At 70.4% G+C, this 15,803-nt stretch carries 12 protein-coding genes; 4 read left to right on the top strand and 8 right to left on the bottom strand.

Translation table 11 applies throughout. The features are described from left to right. Positions 1 to 7: 7 nt before the first annotated feature. The 8 genes from BLV60_RS21175 to BLV60_RS21140 form a co-directional block, all read right to left on the bottom strand. Positions 8 to 1,624 (bottom strand): phospholipase D family protein, encoded by a 1,617-nt coding sequence (locus BLV60_RS21175; RefSeq protein ID WP_143042621.1) that lies wholly within the window; start codon positions 1,622 to 1,624, stop codon positions 8 to 10. An 11-nt stretch (positions 1,625 to 1,635) separates the two neighbouring features. Further along, positions 1,636 to 3,864 carry a xanthine dehydrogenase family protein molybdopterin-binding subunit gene (locus tag BLV60_RS21170; RefSeq protein WP_093057243.1) on the bottom strand — a complete coding sequence of 743 codons (2,229 nt, stop codon included), beginning with the start codon at positions 3,862 to 3,864 and terminating at the stop codon, positions 1,636 to 1,638. A gap of 14 nt (positions 3,865 to 3,878) precedes the next feature. Beyond that, positions 3,879 to 4,865 carry an FAD binding domain-containing protein gene (locus BLV60_RS21165; protein ID WP_093057242.1) on the bottom strand — a complete coding sequence of 329 codons (987 nt, stop codon included), beginning with the start codon at positions 4,863 to 4,865 and terminating at the stop codon, positions 3,879 to 3,881. Beyond that, positions 4,862 to 5,506: an aldehyde dehydrogenase iron-sulfur subunit PaoA gene (paoA, locus tag BLV60_RS21160; protein ID WP_093057241.1), complete on the bottom strand. Its 645-nt coding sequence runs from the start codon at positions 5,504 to 5,506 to the stop codon at positions 4,862 to 4,864. Before paoA ends, BLV60_RS21165 begins: the two co-directional genes overlap by 4 nt. Positions 5,507 to 5,531: 25 nt before the next feature. Further along, positions 5,532 to 5,879, bottom strand: coding sequence for a hypothetical protein (locus tag BLV60_RS21155; RefSeq protein WP_093057240.1), 348 nt, complete (start codon positions 5,877 to 5,879; stop codon positions 5,532 to 5,534). A gap of 112 nt (positions 5,880 to 5,991) precedes the next feature. Continuing rightward, positions 5,992 to 7,398 (bottom strand): sensor histidine kinase, encoded by a 1,407-nt coding sequence (locus BLV60_RS21150; protein ID WP_093057239.1) that lies wholly within the window; start codon positions 7,396 to 7,398, stop codon positions 5,992 to 5,994. A gap of 8 nt (positions 7,399 to 7,406) precedes the next feature. Further along, entirely contained in the window at positions 7,407 to 8,066 is a 660-nt protein-coding gene (locus BLV60_RS21145) for a response regulator (protein WP_093057238.1), read from the bottom strand. Positions 8,067 to 8,151: 85 nt separating this feature from the next. Continuing rightward, entirely contained in the window at positions 8,152 to 8,994 is an 843-nt protein-coding gene (locus tag BLV60_RS21140) for a creatininase family protein (protein WP_093057237.1), read from the bottom strand. Positions 8,995 to 9,285: 291 nt separating this feature from the next. Between BLV60_RS21140 and pgaA the strand changes: the two genes are divergently transcribed. Genes pgaA through pgaD form a run of 4 tightly spaced genes read left to right on the top strand, consistent with a single transcriptional unit; the run spans position 9,286 to position 15,746 of the window. Then, positions 9,286 to 11,868 carry a poly-beta-1,6 N-acetyl-D-glucosamine export porin PgaA gene (gene pgaA, locus BLV60_RS21135; RefSeq protein ID WP_093057236.1) on the top strand — a complete coding sequence of 861 codons (2,583 nt, stop codon included), beginning with the start codon at positions 9,286 to 9,288 and terminating at the stop codon, positions 11,866 to 11,868. Next, positions 11,868 to 13,910: a poly-beta-1,6-N-acetyl-D-glucosamine N-deacetylase PgaB gene (gene pgaB, locus BLV60_RS21130; protein ID WP_093057235.1), complete on the top strand. Its 2,043-nt coding sequence runs from the start codon at positions 11,868 to 11,870 to the stop codon at positions 13,908 to 13,910. The genes pgaA and pgaB overlap by 1 nt, the downstream gene beginning before the upstream one ends. Next, the gene (pgaC, locus tag BLV60_RS21125) at positions 13,907 to 15,184 is read left to right on the top strand and encodes a poly-beta-1,6-N-acetyl-D-glucosamine synthase (protein ID WP_093057234.1); all 1,278 of its coding nucleotides are present in this window, start codon (positions 13,907 to 13,909) and stop codon (positions 15,182 to 15,184) included. The genes pgaB and pgaC overlap by 4 nt, the downstream gene beginning before the upstream one ends. Beyond that, a complete protein-coding gene (gene pgaD, locus BLV60_RS21120) occupies positions 15,174 to 15,746 on the top strand; it encodes a poly-beta-1,6-N-acetyl-D-glucosamine biosynthesis protein PgaD (RefSeq protein WP_093057233.1) in 573 nt (190 codons plus the stop codon). Before pgaC ends, pgaD begins: the two co-directional genes overlap by 11 nt. Positions 15,747 to 15,803: the final 57 nt, after the last annotated feature.

Here is a 15,803-nt window from a genome sequence, read left to right as displayed (position 1 = left end):
CGCTCCTCTACAGCATCGACTCGGGAATCACGAGCGACTGCAGATAGAGCTTCGCGCGCGTCGCCAGGTCGGCGCCGGGCTCCTCGTCGGTCACCTTGACCGGCTGGTCGCCGTCCACTCGCCACCATTCCAGCTCACTGTCGCTGCCCGGCTTGAGCCGCACCTGGAAGGCCGAGTGCTGCATGAGTTCGCCGAAGAAGGCGCGCGCCTCCTCGGCCAGCGCGGGGCAATCGATGCGCAGGCCGAACTCGGTGTTCAGCGCGTCCGAGCGCGGGTCCATGTTGACCGAGCCCAGGAAGAGGGTCTTCCTGTCGATCACGAGCGCCTTGGTGTGCAGCCGCACCTGCGTGCCTGCGCCGATGCTGCCGACGAACAGCGCCCGGCCCGCGTTCGGGTGGATCTCGTAGATCTGCATGCCGTCGCCCAGCAGCCGGGCTCGGTAGCGGCGGTAGCCGGTGTGGACCACCGGCTCGTCGGTAGCGGCCAGCGAGTTGGTGATGAGCGTCTGGCGAATGCCCCGTGCCGCGTTGCGGCGCATGCCGTCGAGTGCCACCGGACCCGGCACGAAGTACGGCGACGACGTGATGATTTCAACCTGCGCCTGTTGCGCCGCCTCGCCCAGCAGGCGGCGGCTGGTGTCGATGAGCGCACCGCTGGGCAGGCGCTGCGTCTCCGCCTGGCCCCAGGCCTTGGCCGGCGAATCGGCAAAGGCCTGCGCCGTGCCGAACGCAAGCTTCACACGGCCCGCCCCCAGTTCGTCGCCGAGGGTGACGCGGCCCAAGGGATCGACGGTGCGGAACGGCACCGGCTCGGGCGTGTCGGCGCCATCCACCCGCGCATCGAAGTCCCGGCGCGCGGCTTCGGTGTCGCCCGACGGGCGCAGCACCGACGCTGCGGTGCGCACCTGCGGCGCATTCCAGTACTCGTCGAAGATGCTCGCCATCTGCGGCAGCACTGCGCCCGCCACCAGCACGTCGTAGTCGAAGAAGTTGTCGTCGGTGTCGCGCATGAAGTAGACGTCGCCGAGGTTGCGCCCGCCGGCCACGGCCAGCACGCCGTCCGCCACGAACAGCTTGTTGTGCATGCGACGATTGACGCGGGCAAAGTCGAACAGGGCGAAGCCGAAGCGGGTGGCCATGCCGCCGCGCGTGGGAAAGGGATTGAAGATGCGCACTTCCACGTTCGGATAGGCGCCCAGGCCCTCGAGCAAGGGGCCGATGTCTTCCGTGTACAGATCGTCCACGAGCAGCCGCACGCGCACGCCGCGCTGGGCCGCGTTGCGCAGCTCCCGCAGCACCAGCCGACCGGTCGCGTCGTCATGCAGGTGGTAGTACTGCAGGTCGAGCGAGCGTTGCGCGCCGCGCAGCAGCACGAGGCGAGTGTCCATGCTGGCAAGGCCCAGCATCAGGCGAAAGCCGCTGGCTCCGGGCTCTGCCCCCTCCATCGACGCGGTGGCGATCCGGTCTAGCGGCGTGGCGGGGCCCTGTACGGGCAGCGAGGTGCTGGCGGTGCGCGGCCCTTCGTCGGGAAGCGTTGCGCATCCGGCGAGCGACAGGGCAACGCAGGCTGCAGCGGCCAGCAGGAGCTTGCGAGTCAGTGCGACAAAAGAGGCTGCGGCGGGCATGGCGGTGCCATTCAAGCACGCATCGGCAGCCCGGGCAGCAGTTTGTCGAGCGTGATCGGGTAGTTCCGCACGCGCACGCCGGTGGCGTTGTAGATCGCGTTCGCCACCGCCGCGCCCGAGCCGCAGGTGCCCAGCTCACCGATGCCCTTCGACTTGATCGGGCTCGCGAGATCGTCGGCGTCCTGCAGGTAGATGGCGTCGATGTCCGGAATGTCGGCGTGCACCGGCACCAGGTACTCGGCCATGTCGTGGTTGACGAAGTAGCCGTGGTGCACGTCGACCACTGCCTCTTCCGTGAGCGCCGCGCCCACGCCGAACACCATGCCGCCGATGGCCTGGCTGCGCGCGGTCTTCATGTTGAGGATGCGGCCCGCCGCGAACACGCCGAGCATGCGGCGCACGCGCGTCTCGCCGGTGTCGATGTCCACCCCCACTTCGCAGAAGTGGGCGCCGAACGCGGCCTGCGCGTAGCGGCGGTGCAGGTCGCCGGGCTCGACGTTGCCGAGCACGCTCAGGCCTTCCGCGCCGGCCAGCTCGCCGAGCTCGTGCGAGCGGCGCCCAAGGGCGATGCGGCCGCGCTCGAAGCGCGCCTTCTGCGCGTCGAAGCCGGCGCGCTCGGCGAGCAGGCGGCACAGCTGCTGGCAGCCATCGAACACCGAGGCACCGGCGCTCGACGCGCCTATCGAGGCGATCGAGCCCGCGCCCATGGGAAACGCGGTGTCGCCCAGCCGCACGCCGATGCGGTCCATCGGAATGCCCGTCATCTCGGCCGCGATCTGCGCCAGCACGGTGTAGGTGCCGGTGCCGATGTCGGTCATCGACGTCTCGATCAGCAGCCGGCCCTGCGCGTCGAGGCTCAGCTTCGCGCTCGACGGCCGCAACGAGTGGTGATGGATGGCGCTGGCCACGCCCATGCCGACCAGCCAGCGGCCGTCGCGCACCCGCCCCGGCACAGTGCTTCTCTTCGCCCAGCCGAAACGCTGCGCGCCTTCTCGCAGGCATTCGACCAGCTTGCGGCCCGAGTACGGGCGCGACGGCCCGCGCTCGGGGTCATGTTGGCTGTCGTTGAGGATGCGCAGCTGCACCGGGTCGATGCGCAGCTTCTCGGCGAGTTCGTCGAGCGCCACCTCGAAGGCCAGCTGGCCGCTGGCGGTAGCCGGTGCGCGCATGGCCGCGGCCTCGGGCAGGTCGAGCGCGGCCAGGCGGTGCGCCGTCATGCGGTTGGGGGCGGCATAGAGCAGGCGCGTCTGGCGCGATGCGCCCTCGTAGTAGTTGCGGCCCGGCAGGTTGCTGGTCCAGGTCTCGTGGCCGATGGCGGTGAGCCGGCCGTCGGGCGTGGCGCCGAGCCGCACGCGCTGGATGGTCGCGGCGCGGCGCGTCGTATGGTTGAGCAGCTGCTCGCGCGCCAGCGCCGTCTTCACCGGCCGGCGCAGTTCGCGCGCCGCGAAGGCAGAGAGCACCGCGTCCGCATGCGTGCGCAGCTTGGAGCCGAAGCCGCCGCCCACGAAGGCCGAAACCACGCGCACCTGCGCGGCCGGCACGTCGAGCATGGCGGCCACGTCGCCTGAGGCCCAGTTCGGCATCTGGTGCGAGGTGTAGATCGTGAGCCGGTCGCCGTCCCAGCGCGCGGTGGTGGCCTGCGGCTCCATCATCGCGGGATGCTGGTCGGGCGTGGTGTAGTTCTGGTCGAGCGTGATGGGCGCGGTGTCGAATGCGCCCTGGAAGTCGCCCACCGCCGTGTCGGCCGCGCTCTCGCTGCCGGCGCTCGGGTCGTCGCCGGGCTTGGGGGCGCTCGCCTGCGCGGCCGCAAGATCGAAGCGGCCCGCGCTGCGCTCGTAGTCGATGCGGATCATGAACGCGGCCGCGCGCGCCTGCTCGAAGGTCTGCGCCACCACGAAGGCCACTGCCTGGCCGTGCTGCTGAACTTCCGGCCCCGAAAGCTGCGAGACCACGTTGGCACGCCCCTTCGGCACCATGCGCGGAACGTTGGCGTAGGTGTAGACCAGCAGCACGCCCGGCGCACGCTGCGCCTCGGCGGTGTCGATGCGCGTGATGCGGCCCTTGGCGATGCCGGCGAGCACGACCCAGCCGTAGACGGCATCGGGTACTTCGTCGTGGCACTCGTAGCTGTAGTGCGCGCGGCCGCTGACCTTGAGCGGCCCGTCGATGCGGTCGAGCGGGCGGCCCAGCACGCGTTCGCGGTCCAGGGCGCTCGGCCCTGCGGCTTCGGTGAATTGCATGGTGCCTGCTCCCTTCAGGTGGTTTCGATCGCCTGCGCCAGCGTGGCGTGCAGGGTGCGGCGCAGCAGCGGAATCTTGAAATCGTTGTGCCCGTGGCCGCGCGCATCGGCGAGCAACAGGTCGGCAACCGCATCGCGTGCCTGCGTGCCGCCGTCGGTGCCTATCAGCCGCCGCTCGGCTTCCTCGTTGCGCCACGGCTTCGCGGCCAGGCCGCCGAAAGCCAGGCGTGCGGCGGTCACGGTGCGGCCCTCGCGCACCACCACGGCCGCGACCGAGACCAGCGCGAAGGCATAAGACGCGCGGTCGCGCACCTTGCGGTAGAGCTGCACGCCGCCGAGCGGCGCGGGCAGGGTCACGCCGGTGATCAGCTCATCCGGTGCCAGCACGGTCTCGACCTCCGGCGTGGTGCCCGGCAGGCGATGCAGTTCGGCGATGGGGATATGGCGCACGGCACCGCTGGCCGACACGGTTTCCACCTGCGCATCGAGCGCGCGCAGCGCCACCGCCATGTCGGATGAATGCACCGAGATGCACTGCGCGCTCGCGCCGAGGATCGCGTGGATGCGGTTGAAGCCTTCCATGGCCGCGCAGCCGCTGCCCGGCGTGCGCTTGTTGCATGGCTTGGTCGTGTCGTAGAAATAGAAGCAGCGCGTGCGCTGCAGCAGGTTGCCGGCGGTGGTCGCCTTGTTGCGCAACTGCGCGCTGGCGCCGGACAGCAAGGCGCGCGACAGCAGCGGATGGCCGCGACGCACGCGCGCATCGGCGGCGAGGTCGCTGTTGCGCACCAGCGCGCCGATCTTCAGCCCGCCGTCGGGCAGGGCTTCGATGCGGTCGAGCCCCAGGCGATTGACGTCGATCAGGTGCGTGGGCTGCTCGATGTCGAGCTTCATCAGGTCCAGCAGGTTGGTGCCGCCCGCGATGAAGCGCGCGCCCGGATGCTGCTGCATTGCCAGCGCCGCGGCGGCTGGCGTGGCGGCGCGTTCGAAGGTGAAGGCCCTCATGTCGCAACTCCCGCCACTTCGCGGATGGCCGCGATGATGTTCGGATAGCCCGCGCAGCGACAGATGTTGCCGCTCATGCGCTCGCGCATTTCCTCGCTGCTGAAGACCGTTGGCGCCGAGAGGTCGTGCGTGACATGGCTCGGCATGCCGCCGCGCATCTCGCCGAGCATGCCGACCGCCGAACAGATCTGGCCCGGCGTGCAGTAGCCGCACTGGTAGCCGTCGTGCTTGACGAAGGCGGCCTGCATCGGGTGCAGCTTCTTCGGCTCGCCCAGGCCCTCGATGGTCGTCACCTGGTCGCCCTCGTGCAGCACCGCCAGCGTGAGGCAGCTGTTGATGCGCCGCCCGTTGACCAGCACCGTGCAGGCGCCGCACTGGCCGTGGTCGCAGCCCTTCTTGGAACCCGTGAGGTGCAGCTGCTCGCGCAGCAGGTCGAGCAGCGTGACGCGCGGGTCGATGGAGAGGGCGTGCAGTTGGCCGTTGATGCGCAAGCTCACATCCGTTGTCGGGCCCTGCGCGGCGGCGTCATGCGCCACCGGCTCGGCATCCACCGCCAGCGGCAACGCGGCAGCCGCCACACCGGCCGCGCCGGTCACCAGCACCGTGCGGCGGGTGTAGCCGTCTGGGGTTTCGGGATTCATCGTGGGTTCCCCCGGTGTTTTTGCTTCAGAGTCGGCTGTCGTTCACAGCGCTTGCGGCAGACCGCGCGGGCGGCATCGTGGAGATGACGACGCTGTTGACGCGCGAGCCGCTGGTCACGTTCTGGTCGGGCGCATTGGCGGCCGCCACCGCGACCTGGCGCATGGCCTCGCGCGAGACGGTGGAGGTGAAGGGATCGGGCCCGCGCGAGCCGCGCGTCACGTTCTGGTCGGGGGCGTGGGCCGTGGCCACGGCCTGGGCCGCCACGTCGTCGCGCGCGAGCAGGCCAGGGCCCTGGTGCACGCCGTCGTAGCTTTCTGCATGGGCCGCACCGGCCAGGATCAGGATGGCCAGGAGGCCGAGGGTCTTTCGCATGTGAACTCCTTTAGAAGACTGGGTTGGCGCCTTGCGGCGCGACCGCTTTGGCGGCTGGAGTCACTGTAGGAAGCCCGCTTTATGCGACCTTTAAGCGAGAGTTACCTGAGCGTTAAGCCGCGCGGCCCACCCCGTGATCGCGCAGGTGATCGCGCAGGTGGACGCGCGCCTGCAGCCCCGCAGGCCGGCCCTGAGCGTCATGGCGGTTGGCCAGCACGATGCGCAGGCCGTTGCGCAGCGCGGCCATGCGCGCGATTGCCAGGCCCAGGCCGCTGCCTTCGGTCGGGTTGCCCGGCACCCGGAAGAAGCGGTCGAAGGCGCGGTCGATCAGCTCGGGCGGAATGCCCGGCCCGTTGTCCAGCACATCGACCACCGGTCGCCCTTCCACCTCGTGCAGCCGCACGTCGACCACCCCGCCCTCGGGCGAATGGCGCAACGCGTTGTCGATCAGGTTGTCGAAGACGCTGCGCAGCTCGGCCGGGGGCGCGGTCACCGTCGCGGAGGTCTCGCCCTCGAAGCCGATGTCGATGCGGCGGCGGTCGGCCACGACCATCAGCTGGGCCACGCTGTCGCGCAGCACCGAGGCCACGTCGAGCGACTCCGGCGCCTCGGGCTCGGTGCTGCTTTCCTGGCGCGACAGGCGCAGCAGCTGCTCGATCAGGTGCTGGGCACGCGTCACGCCGCCCTTCAGGTGCGTGTAGTGCTCGGCGATGCTCTCGGCCGGCACTTCGGCGCGCATGTTGTCGAGTTGCAGGCCGATGGCGGCGATGGGCGTGCGCAGCTCGTGCGCGGCGTCCTGCACGAAGCGGCGCTGCGCGGCAAAGGCCTGGCGAAGCCGCCCGAGCAGGCTGTTGAAGGCCTCCACCAGCGGCGCGATCTCGTCGGGCACGCGCGACACCGACAGCTCCGAGAGGCTGCGCTCGTCCTGCGCCGCGACGTCGAGCACCACGCTGCGCAGCTTGCGCGACGAGGCCCACACCACCAGCCACAGCACGGCCAGCGACAGGGGCAGCAGCAGCGCGATGGGCGCCGTCGAAGACAGCGCGCGCTTGGCCACCAGCCGGCGCACGAAGCCGCCGTTCTGGATCACCTGCACCTGGAAGCGGTCGGCGTCGGCCACCGGCGCCGTGGAATAGATGCGCCAAACACCGTCGTCGCCGGAGCCCATGCGCACGGTGCTCAGCCCCTCCGCCGGCTGGCGGGCCACGGCCAGCGCGGGCCATGAACTGACCAGCAGTTCGCCCCGCCCGTTCCAGATCTGGATGACGAAGGCGCCGCGACCGAAGATGCTGCGTTCGTCCGCTGGCCTGAGTTCGGGCACTGCCACGTTGCTGGCGTAGGAGTCGGCCAGCATCTGCATCTGGTCGTCCTTGAAGGTGACGATGAGCCTGTCGTAGCTGGCGTAGGTGAACCACGCGACGCCGGCCGCCGCGAGAAGATGCACCACCACCAGCCACATCAGCAGCCTGTTGCGCAGCGAACTCGGCGAGTACCAGGGCCGGCCTGGCGCGGCGGTCATTGGAGAACTCATGAATCCACCACGCGCCAGCCCAGGCCGCGCACGTTGCGGATGGTGTCGGCACCGAGCTTGCGTCGCATGTTGTGGATGATCACGTCGACCGCGTTGCTCATCACCTCCTCGCCCCATCCGTAGATGCGGTTCTCGAGTTGCTCGCGCGACAGGATCGCGCCCGGCCGCTCGAGCATGGCGTGCATCAGCGCGAACTCGCGGGCCGAGAGCGTTTCGCGCGTGCCCTGGTAGAGCACCTCGCGCGTGGTGAGGTCGAGCTGCACCTTGCCGCTGCCGATGATGGAGTTGGAGGCGCCGTGGCGGCGGCGCACCACCGCACGCATGCGCGCCAGCAGTTCGGGCAACTCGAAGGGTTTGAGCAGGTAGTCGTCGGCGCCGAGGTCGAGCCCCTCCACGCGCTGGCCGAGGCCGTCGCGCGCGGTGAGGATGAGGATCGGCGTGTCGTTCTTGAGGCCGCGCGCGTGGCGCAGCACCTCGATGCCGTCCATTCCGGGCAGGCCCAGGTCCAGCAGCACGCAGGTGTAGTCGCCATCGGCCAGTGCGCTGCGCGCGAGCAGGCCGTCGCGCACCCAGTCCACCGCCCAGCCCGATCTCTCGAGGCCGCGCAGCAGGCTCTTCCCGATCATTTCGTCGTCTTCGACAAGCAGCACGCGCACGCCGTCTCCCGTTGTTTGGTTGGTGCGCCGCGAAGGTAGCGCAGAACCGTTAGGTCAACGTTAACGCCACGGGGGCGCCATCAACTCAAGGCAGTGGGCCGGTGTTTGCCGTGCCCAGCGGCAGTCGCGACACCTCTGCCAGCAACAGCGCCAGTTGCCTCGCCGCCGCATCGATCACCGCCTGGCCATGCTCCGCCGTGGCGGCAGCCGCGTTGCCGGCGGCACCGTGGGCGTTGTAGTCCTCCATGGCCCAGCCGAGCTTGGCGCTCTTGCCGTTGCCCAGGATCGCGTAGTCGGCCGCGCGCTGCTCGGAAGTGGAGCGAAAGTCTTGCGCCTCGCCCATGCGCACGAGTTGCGGCGTCAGCGCCAGCATCATCGAAGTCTCGATCTCGCCCGCGTGCACGCCGAAGCGGTGCTCCTGCGCGCTGAACTGCGTGCCCGCGTCGCCCAGCGGCAGGTTGAACCAGCTCACGCTGTAGACGATGAGCCCGTGTGCCGCGCGCAGCTCGCGCGCCACGATGTCCATCGCGCCCACATGGCCGCCGTGCGCATTGAACAGCACCAGCTTCTTCACGCCCGCGCGCGCCACGCCGGCACCGATCTCGTTCCACAGGCGGATCAAAGTCTCGGCCGACAGCGTGAGCGTGCCCGCGAAGCGCGCGTGCTCGGGGCTCAGGCCGATCTGCTGGGTCGGCAGGAAGAGCACCGGTAGCTCGGCCGGCAGCAGGGGCAACGACGCGGCGACGATGCCGTCTGCCAGCACCGTATCCACGCCCAGCGGCAGGTGTGGGCCGTGCTGCTCGGTAGCGCCCAGCGGCAGCACCGCGACGGTGGTTGCCGCATCGAGCGACGCGAAGTCGCGCGTGGTGAGGCGGGACCAGAAGCGGGGAAGTAGCGAAGGCGAAGGGGCCTGGGTAGCAGCGTTCATCGCGCGATCTTAGGCCGGTCGCGAGCCGGCATCGATGGCTTCCGGACCACAAAAGTAAACGACGGGGATGCCAAAAACGCGAATCTGTTCACACATACAACCAGTTCGTGACACTTTGGTTTGCCATTGTTAATGATCCTCTCTAGAGTGATTCCCAAGTGAGTTTTCAAGGTTGCCGGCCTGTCACATACGCCGGCGGCCCGGTTTTCGCTGCGGCTTCGGTCGCCGGAAACCGCCGTCCGAATTCAAGGGAGCAGAGTGTTCATCCAGAAAAAAGCTGGAGGCACGGTCATGGCCGGGCGCAAAGCTGCGCTCGCCTGCTCGTTGTCTCATCGCCTTGCACATACATCACAAGGATTTCCACCTCTAGCAGCCTGCGCACTGGCCCTCGTCACGCCCGCAGTGCTCGCGCAGCCGTCTGCCGCTATCGCCGCCACGACCTACGACGTCCGGCAGCACGATGCGCTGATCGTCGCGCGGCGCGAAGGCCGCGTTACCGCGACCCAGGCGCTCCAGCAATTGAAGGCCTGGCTTGCGGCGCCCATCGGCGACGAGGCCCGCCAGCGTGTGGCTTCCGATGCCATCGTGATCGCCGCGGGCGACGGCCAGTTCGCCGAAGCCGTGGCGCTGGGCCGCCAGCTCGCACCGTCGAAGCTGAACGACTATGCCCTGGGCCCGCTCGCGCTGGCCGCGCGGCGCACCCATGAGCTCGCCCTGCAGGGCGAGGCCGTGGCCGTCTGGCGCGCCCGGCAACCCGGAGCGCGCGAGCCGCGCCTGCACGAAGCCTGGTGGCGCATCGACAGCGGCGACGTCGCGGGCGCGCAGGCGCTGTACCGCGCGCTGTCGCAGCCGGCGCCCACGCAGATCGAAGACCGCGTCGCGCTGCTGGAGCTGCGCGCCGCCCTGGCGCGCGCGGCGAAAGACCCGCTGCAGGCGCTCGCTGCCTACACCGAGGCCGGCGCGCTGCGGCCCGAACGCCGCGACATCCGCCGCGAGGCCGACTTCCTGCTCGCCAGCGCCGGCGCCGCATCGAGCGCCTTCGAAGACGCAGAGGCGGCGGAGCGTGCCGCGCCGGGCAGCTTCTCGCCGCTGGCGCTCTCGCCCCTGCAGCAGGAGGCGCTGGCGCAGCGGCTGCGCTGGGCGATCCAGGCGCGCGACCAGCGACTGGGCGCGGAGCGCCTCGTCGCGCTCGACCGCGTGCTCGCCGACCAGGAGGCCGCGATGGCACGGGCCGATGCCGCGGCCCTGAAGGCGGACGCCAGCGACGCCGATGCATGGCGCACCGTGCGCGTGCGCCTGCTGTCCGACCGCCTGCTGGCGCTGGTCGAAAGCGGCCGCCCGGCCGACGCCATCGCGCTCTACGACACGGCGCGCGCCACTGGCATGGAGCTGCCCTTCTACGGCCTCGGGGCCGCGGCACGCGCCCTCGCGCAGGAGCGCCGCTCGGCCGAGGCCGTGCCGGTCTACGAGGCGGCCGTGGCACGCGGCGGCGCCGAGCTGCAGACGCCCGACCCGCTCTACTTCGGATTGCTCTACGCCTACCAGGACACAGGCCGCTTCGAGGACGCCGAGGCGCTGCTGCAGCGGCTGGAGCACGGCACGCCGGCCCTGCTGCGCCTCACGCCCGAAGCCGGCCGCCCCAACGGCGAGTACACCGACGTGAGCGGCCTGCGCGGCCTGACGCAGCTCTACACCGACCGGCCGGCGCTGGCGCAGCAAAGCTTCTCGGTGCTGACGCGCGAAGCGCCGCTCAACCCGGGCTATGCCTACGGCGCGGCCCTCACCGAGCGCCTGCGCGAACACCCCGAAGCCGCGCTCGCGCGCTTCGAGGCGCTGGCAGCCGACTCGCCCTACGACATCAGCGCGCGCACCGGCCATGTCGAGGCCCTGCTCGATGCCGGCGAATTCGCCGAAGCCCGCCGGCGCGCCGAATCGCTCGCGGCCGACCTGCCGGACTCGGTGCAGGTGCGCGACATGGAGCGCAAGCGCCGCGCCCAGGTCGGCCCGCGGCTCGACGTGGACGCCGAAGCCTCCTCCGGCGGCGCGGCCATCTCCAGCCGCGAGTGGCGCATCGACAGCCGGCTCAGCTCCGGCCTCATCGACGACCAGTGGCGCGTGTTCTACGACCAGTCGCTGGGCCGCGGCGTCACCGACATCGGCAACGCCAACTGGGCGCGCGGCGGCCTCGGCCTGGGCTGGCAGCGCGGCCGCTGGTTGGCCGAAGGCGCGCTGCAGCACGCCAACAGCGGCCCCTACCGCAACAGCGTGGCCGGCCGGCTCGACTACCGCGCAGGCGACGCGTGGCGGCTGTCGGCCACCTATGACGGCGACAGCAAGGAGCTGCCGTGGAAGGCGCGCGTGGCCGGCATCGGCGCGCGCGAGGCCGGCGCGAGCGTGGGCTATGTGGTGAACGAGTCGCGCCGCTTCGACCTGAAGTGGCAGCAGCTGGACTTCAGCGACGGCAACCTGCGCAACGGCTTCGACATCGGCTGGAGCGAGCGCTGGGTCAGCACGCCGGGCTTCCAGCTCGAAACGAAGCTTGGCGCCGACGCGAGCCGCGGCCGCGCCATCGACACCGCGCCCTACTTCAACTCCTCGAGCGACAGCAGCGTGCAACTCAGCGTGCGCGCGCAATGGCTCAACTGGAAGAGCGACGACCGCCAGTTCTTCCAGGCCGTGGAGCTCGGCGGTGGCAGCTACCGGCAGGCCGGCTTCGGCAGCGGCCCGATGTGGACCCTGCGCTACGAGCACCGCTGGAACCTCGGCCCCAGGCTCGCGCTGCGCTACGGCCTGAGCATTTCCAGCCATCCCTACGACGGCGTGCGCGAACGACAGCGCGGCGTCTTCCTGAACCTCTCGACGCCCCTGCCGTGATGCGAAGAACGACGAAGAACCCTTTCACCTTCCTGCGCGCGGCCCTGCCATGGCTGCTGCTGGCGCTCTGCCTGCCGGCCCTCGCACAGCCGCTGCCGAGCGCCGACCCCGACGACGGCCTGAGCTTTCGCGTGATCTCCTTCCACGACGTGCGCACCAACGTGCGTGCGAGCTTCGAGACCTCGCCCGACGAGACTGCCGTGGACGAGCGCACCTTCGCCGAAGTGTTCGCCTGGCTGCAATACAGCGGCTACCACCCGGTGAGCCTGCAGCAGATCGTCGACGCGCGCGCCGGCGGCAAGCCGCTGCCGCCCAGGCCCGTGCTGCTGACCTTCGACGACGGCTACCGCAGCGCCTACACCAAGGTGTTTCCGCTGCTCAAGCGCTATAACTACCCCGCGCTGATGGCGCTGGTGACCAGCTGGCTCGAAGTGCCCCAAGGCCAGCAGGTGCACTGGGGCGACAAGCCCGCGCCGCGCGAAGACTTCCTGCTGTGGAGCGAAGCCGCCGAGATGGCGCGTTCGGGCCTCGTCGAGTTCGCGAGTCATACCGACGCAATGCACACCGGCATCCTCGCCAACCCGCAGGGCAACATGCTGCCGACCGCGGCCACGCACCGCTACGACCCGAAGACCGGCCGCTACGAGGACGACGCCGCCTACACCCGGCGCATCGAGACCGACCTGCGCCGCAGCCGCGAGCTCATCGAGAAACGCACCGGCGCGAAGGTGCGCGCCATGGTGTGGCCCTACGGCGCCTACAACGACGCGGCGCTGAAAGCCTCCGCGCGCGCGGGCATGCCCATCACCTTCACGCTGGACGACGGCTCGAACACGCCCGCCGTGCCGCTCTCGCGCATCCGCCGTGCGCTCGCTGCCTACGACAACGAGGCGCCCGAATACGCGCAGCTGCTGCGCAGCCCCGTGGGCGGCGAGGTGCGGCCCGTCAACCGCGTGATGCACGTCGACCTCGACTACGTGTACGACCCCGACCCGGCCCAGCAGGAGCGCAACCTCTCGGCACTGATCGACCGCGTGGCCGCCGTGCGCCCGCGCTCGGTGTTCCTGCAGGCGTACGCCGACCCCGACGGCGACGGCGTGGCCGACGCGCTGTACTTTCCCAACCGCCACCTGCCGGTGCGCGCCGACCTGTTCGGCCGCGCTGCGTGGCAACTGCGCAGCCGCACCGGCGTGAAGGTCTACGCGTGGATGCCGGTAACGGCCTTCCGGCTGCCGGCCTCGAACCCGCTCGCCACGCACACGGTGGCGGCGCAAGGCGGCGCGATGCCGGCCGACCGCTACCACCGGCTCACACCCTTCGACCCCGCGGTGCGCGCGCTGGTCGGCGACATCTACGAAGACCTTGGCAGCCACGCCTTCTTCGAAGGCCTGCTGTTCCACGACGACGCGACCCTGTCGGACGACGAGGACGCGAGCCCCGCCGCGCTGGCCACCTATGCGCAATGGGGCCTGCCGGCCGACGTGGCCGCGATCCGCGCGAACCCCGAGCTGATGGCGCGCTGGACCACCGCCAAGACCCGCTACCTGATCGCGTTCACGCAGGAGCTCGCCGCGCGCGTGGGAGCCTGGCGGCCCGCGCTGGAAACTGCGCGCAACCTCTACGCGCGCCCGGTGCTGGAGCCCCAGGCCGAGCAGTGGTTCGCGCAGAACTACGAAGCCTCGCTCGCCGCCTACGACTACGTCGCGTTGATGGCGATGCCGCGGATGGAGCGCGAGACCGATGCGGACGCGTGGCTGGGCCGGCTCGCGCGTCGCGTGGCTGACACGCCGCGTGGCCTCGACGGCACGGTGTTCGAGCTGCAGGCGCGCGACTGGCGCACCGGCAAGCCCGTGCCCGACGCGGAGCTCGCGCGCCAGTGGACGCTGCTGCAGCGCGCCGGCGTGCGCCACCTGGGCTACTACCCCGACGACTTCCTCGATAACCAGCCATCGCTGGAGACCGTGCGCCGCGCGATCTCGGTGCGCACGCTGCTGCCGCGTGCATTGCGCGCGCAAGCCACGCCAGGAGAACGGTCGCCATGACCACCACACAGTTCCTCGCGCAGACGCTGCCCACGCTGCTGTTCGGCTTCGTCTTCTACTACCCGTTCTTCATGGCCTATGTGTGGATGGCGGGCGGCCTCTCGCATGCGTGGGTGTTCGAGCGCAAGCGCGACGTCGACGTGAACCCGCTCACCCTGCTGCCCTCGCACCCGCTGGTCACGGTGGTGGTGCCATGCTTCAACGAAGCGCCGCACCTGCGCGAGGTGATCGAGCAGCTGATGCGCACGCGCTACCCGCACTACGAGGTCATCGCCGTGAACGACGGCAGCACCGACGGCACCGGCGAGCTGCTCGACGAGATGACGAAGGAGTACGGCCGCCTGCGGGTGATCCACAACGCAAGCAACCAGGGCAAGGCCGTCGGGCTCAACACCGCCTGCCAGCTCGCGCGCGGCGAATACATCCTGGGCATCGACGGCGACGCGCTGATCGACGAGGACGCCATTGCGTGGATGCTGCAGCCGATGCTGGCGTCGGAGCGCATTGGCGCGGTCACGGGCAACCCGCGCATCCGCACCCGCACCACGCTGCTGGGGCGCATGCAGGTGGGCGAGTTCTCTTCGATCATCGGGCTCATCAAGCGATCGCAGCAGCTGGTGGGCACGCTGTTCACGGTGTCGGGCGTGATTGCGATGTTCCGCCGCCGCGCCGTGCTGGAAGTGGGCTTCTGGAGCCCCGACGTGCTCACCGAGGACATCGACATGAGCTGGAAGCTCCAGCTCGGCGGCTGGCAGCTGCGCTTCGAGCCGCGCGCGCTGTGCTGGATCTTGATGCCCGAGACCTTGCGCGGTCTCTGGAAGCAGCGCCTGCGCTGGGCCGTCGGCGGCATCCAGACCATGCTGCGCTACACCTCGAAGATCCTGCGGCCGCGCCACTGGCGCATGTGGCTCATCTACTTCGAGTACATGACGAGCGTGGTCTGGGCCTATGCGATGGCCGGGGTGCTGCTCGTCAGCCTGGTGCGGCCGTTCCTGCCGGCCGACTCGTCCTGGCACTCGGCATTGCTGCCGCACTGGCAGGGCACGCTGCTGGCCATGACCTGCATCCTGCAGATGCTGCTGAGCCTGTGGATCGACCGCCGCTACGACCGCGACCTGATGCGCTATTTCGCCGGAACGATCTGGTATCCGATCGCCTTCTGGACCATCACGATGGCGAGCACCGTCGTCGCCCTTCCCAACGCTCTGATACGCCGCCGCGGCAAGCGCGCGGTGTGGACGAGCCCTGACCGAGGAGTTTCCGATGCACCTTGAGACCCATGCCCACAGCCGCCCGCACGACGACAAACCGCCGCCGAGCCGCCAGCGCTCCTGGGGGCAGCCCGCCGTGGACGAACCGATCATCGACGCCGCGCGCATCTCGCTGCGCGCGTTCGGCAGCGGCCGCTCGCCGCAGCGCACGCTGGCCATGTACCTGTGGCTGCGCGTGCTACGCCCGGCCATCACCATCGCCATCTGGTTCTGCGCGGTCTGGTATGCGTGGCCCTATGTGCTGGGCGCGCGCTCGCAACCCGAGGTGCTGCACCTGCTGGGCCTGTATGCGGTGGTGATCGGCGTGATCCTGGTTTCGATGCTGGCGATGGCGCCGTGGCGCCGCCGCCAGCACCGGCGCGAGGCCCCGCCGGAGCAGGAGCAGTCGTCGCTGTTCGCGCTGGCTTCGTACATCGAGGTGCCGCCCGCGCGGCTGTCGGCCTGGCAGCGCACGCGCCAGCTGCTGGTGCACCACGACAACAACGGCCACCTGCGCGACGCCACCGACACCGCGCCGGGCGCGCTGGAGCCCGAACCGCTGCAGCGCGCGGCCGCGCGGCGCTGAGGGGCACAGCCGCGTCCGTGCAGGGGTTTCGCGGCGATGCTTCAATCGCCGATTCAC

It is taken from the genome of Variovorax sp. YR634 (assembly GCF_900106655.1).
In the GTDB taxonomy this organism is placed as follows: Bacteria; Pseudomonadota; Gammaproteobacteria; order Burkholderiales; family Burkholderiaceae_C; genus Variovorax.
This window is presented reverse-complemented; position numbering and strand designations above follow the sequence as displayed.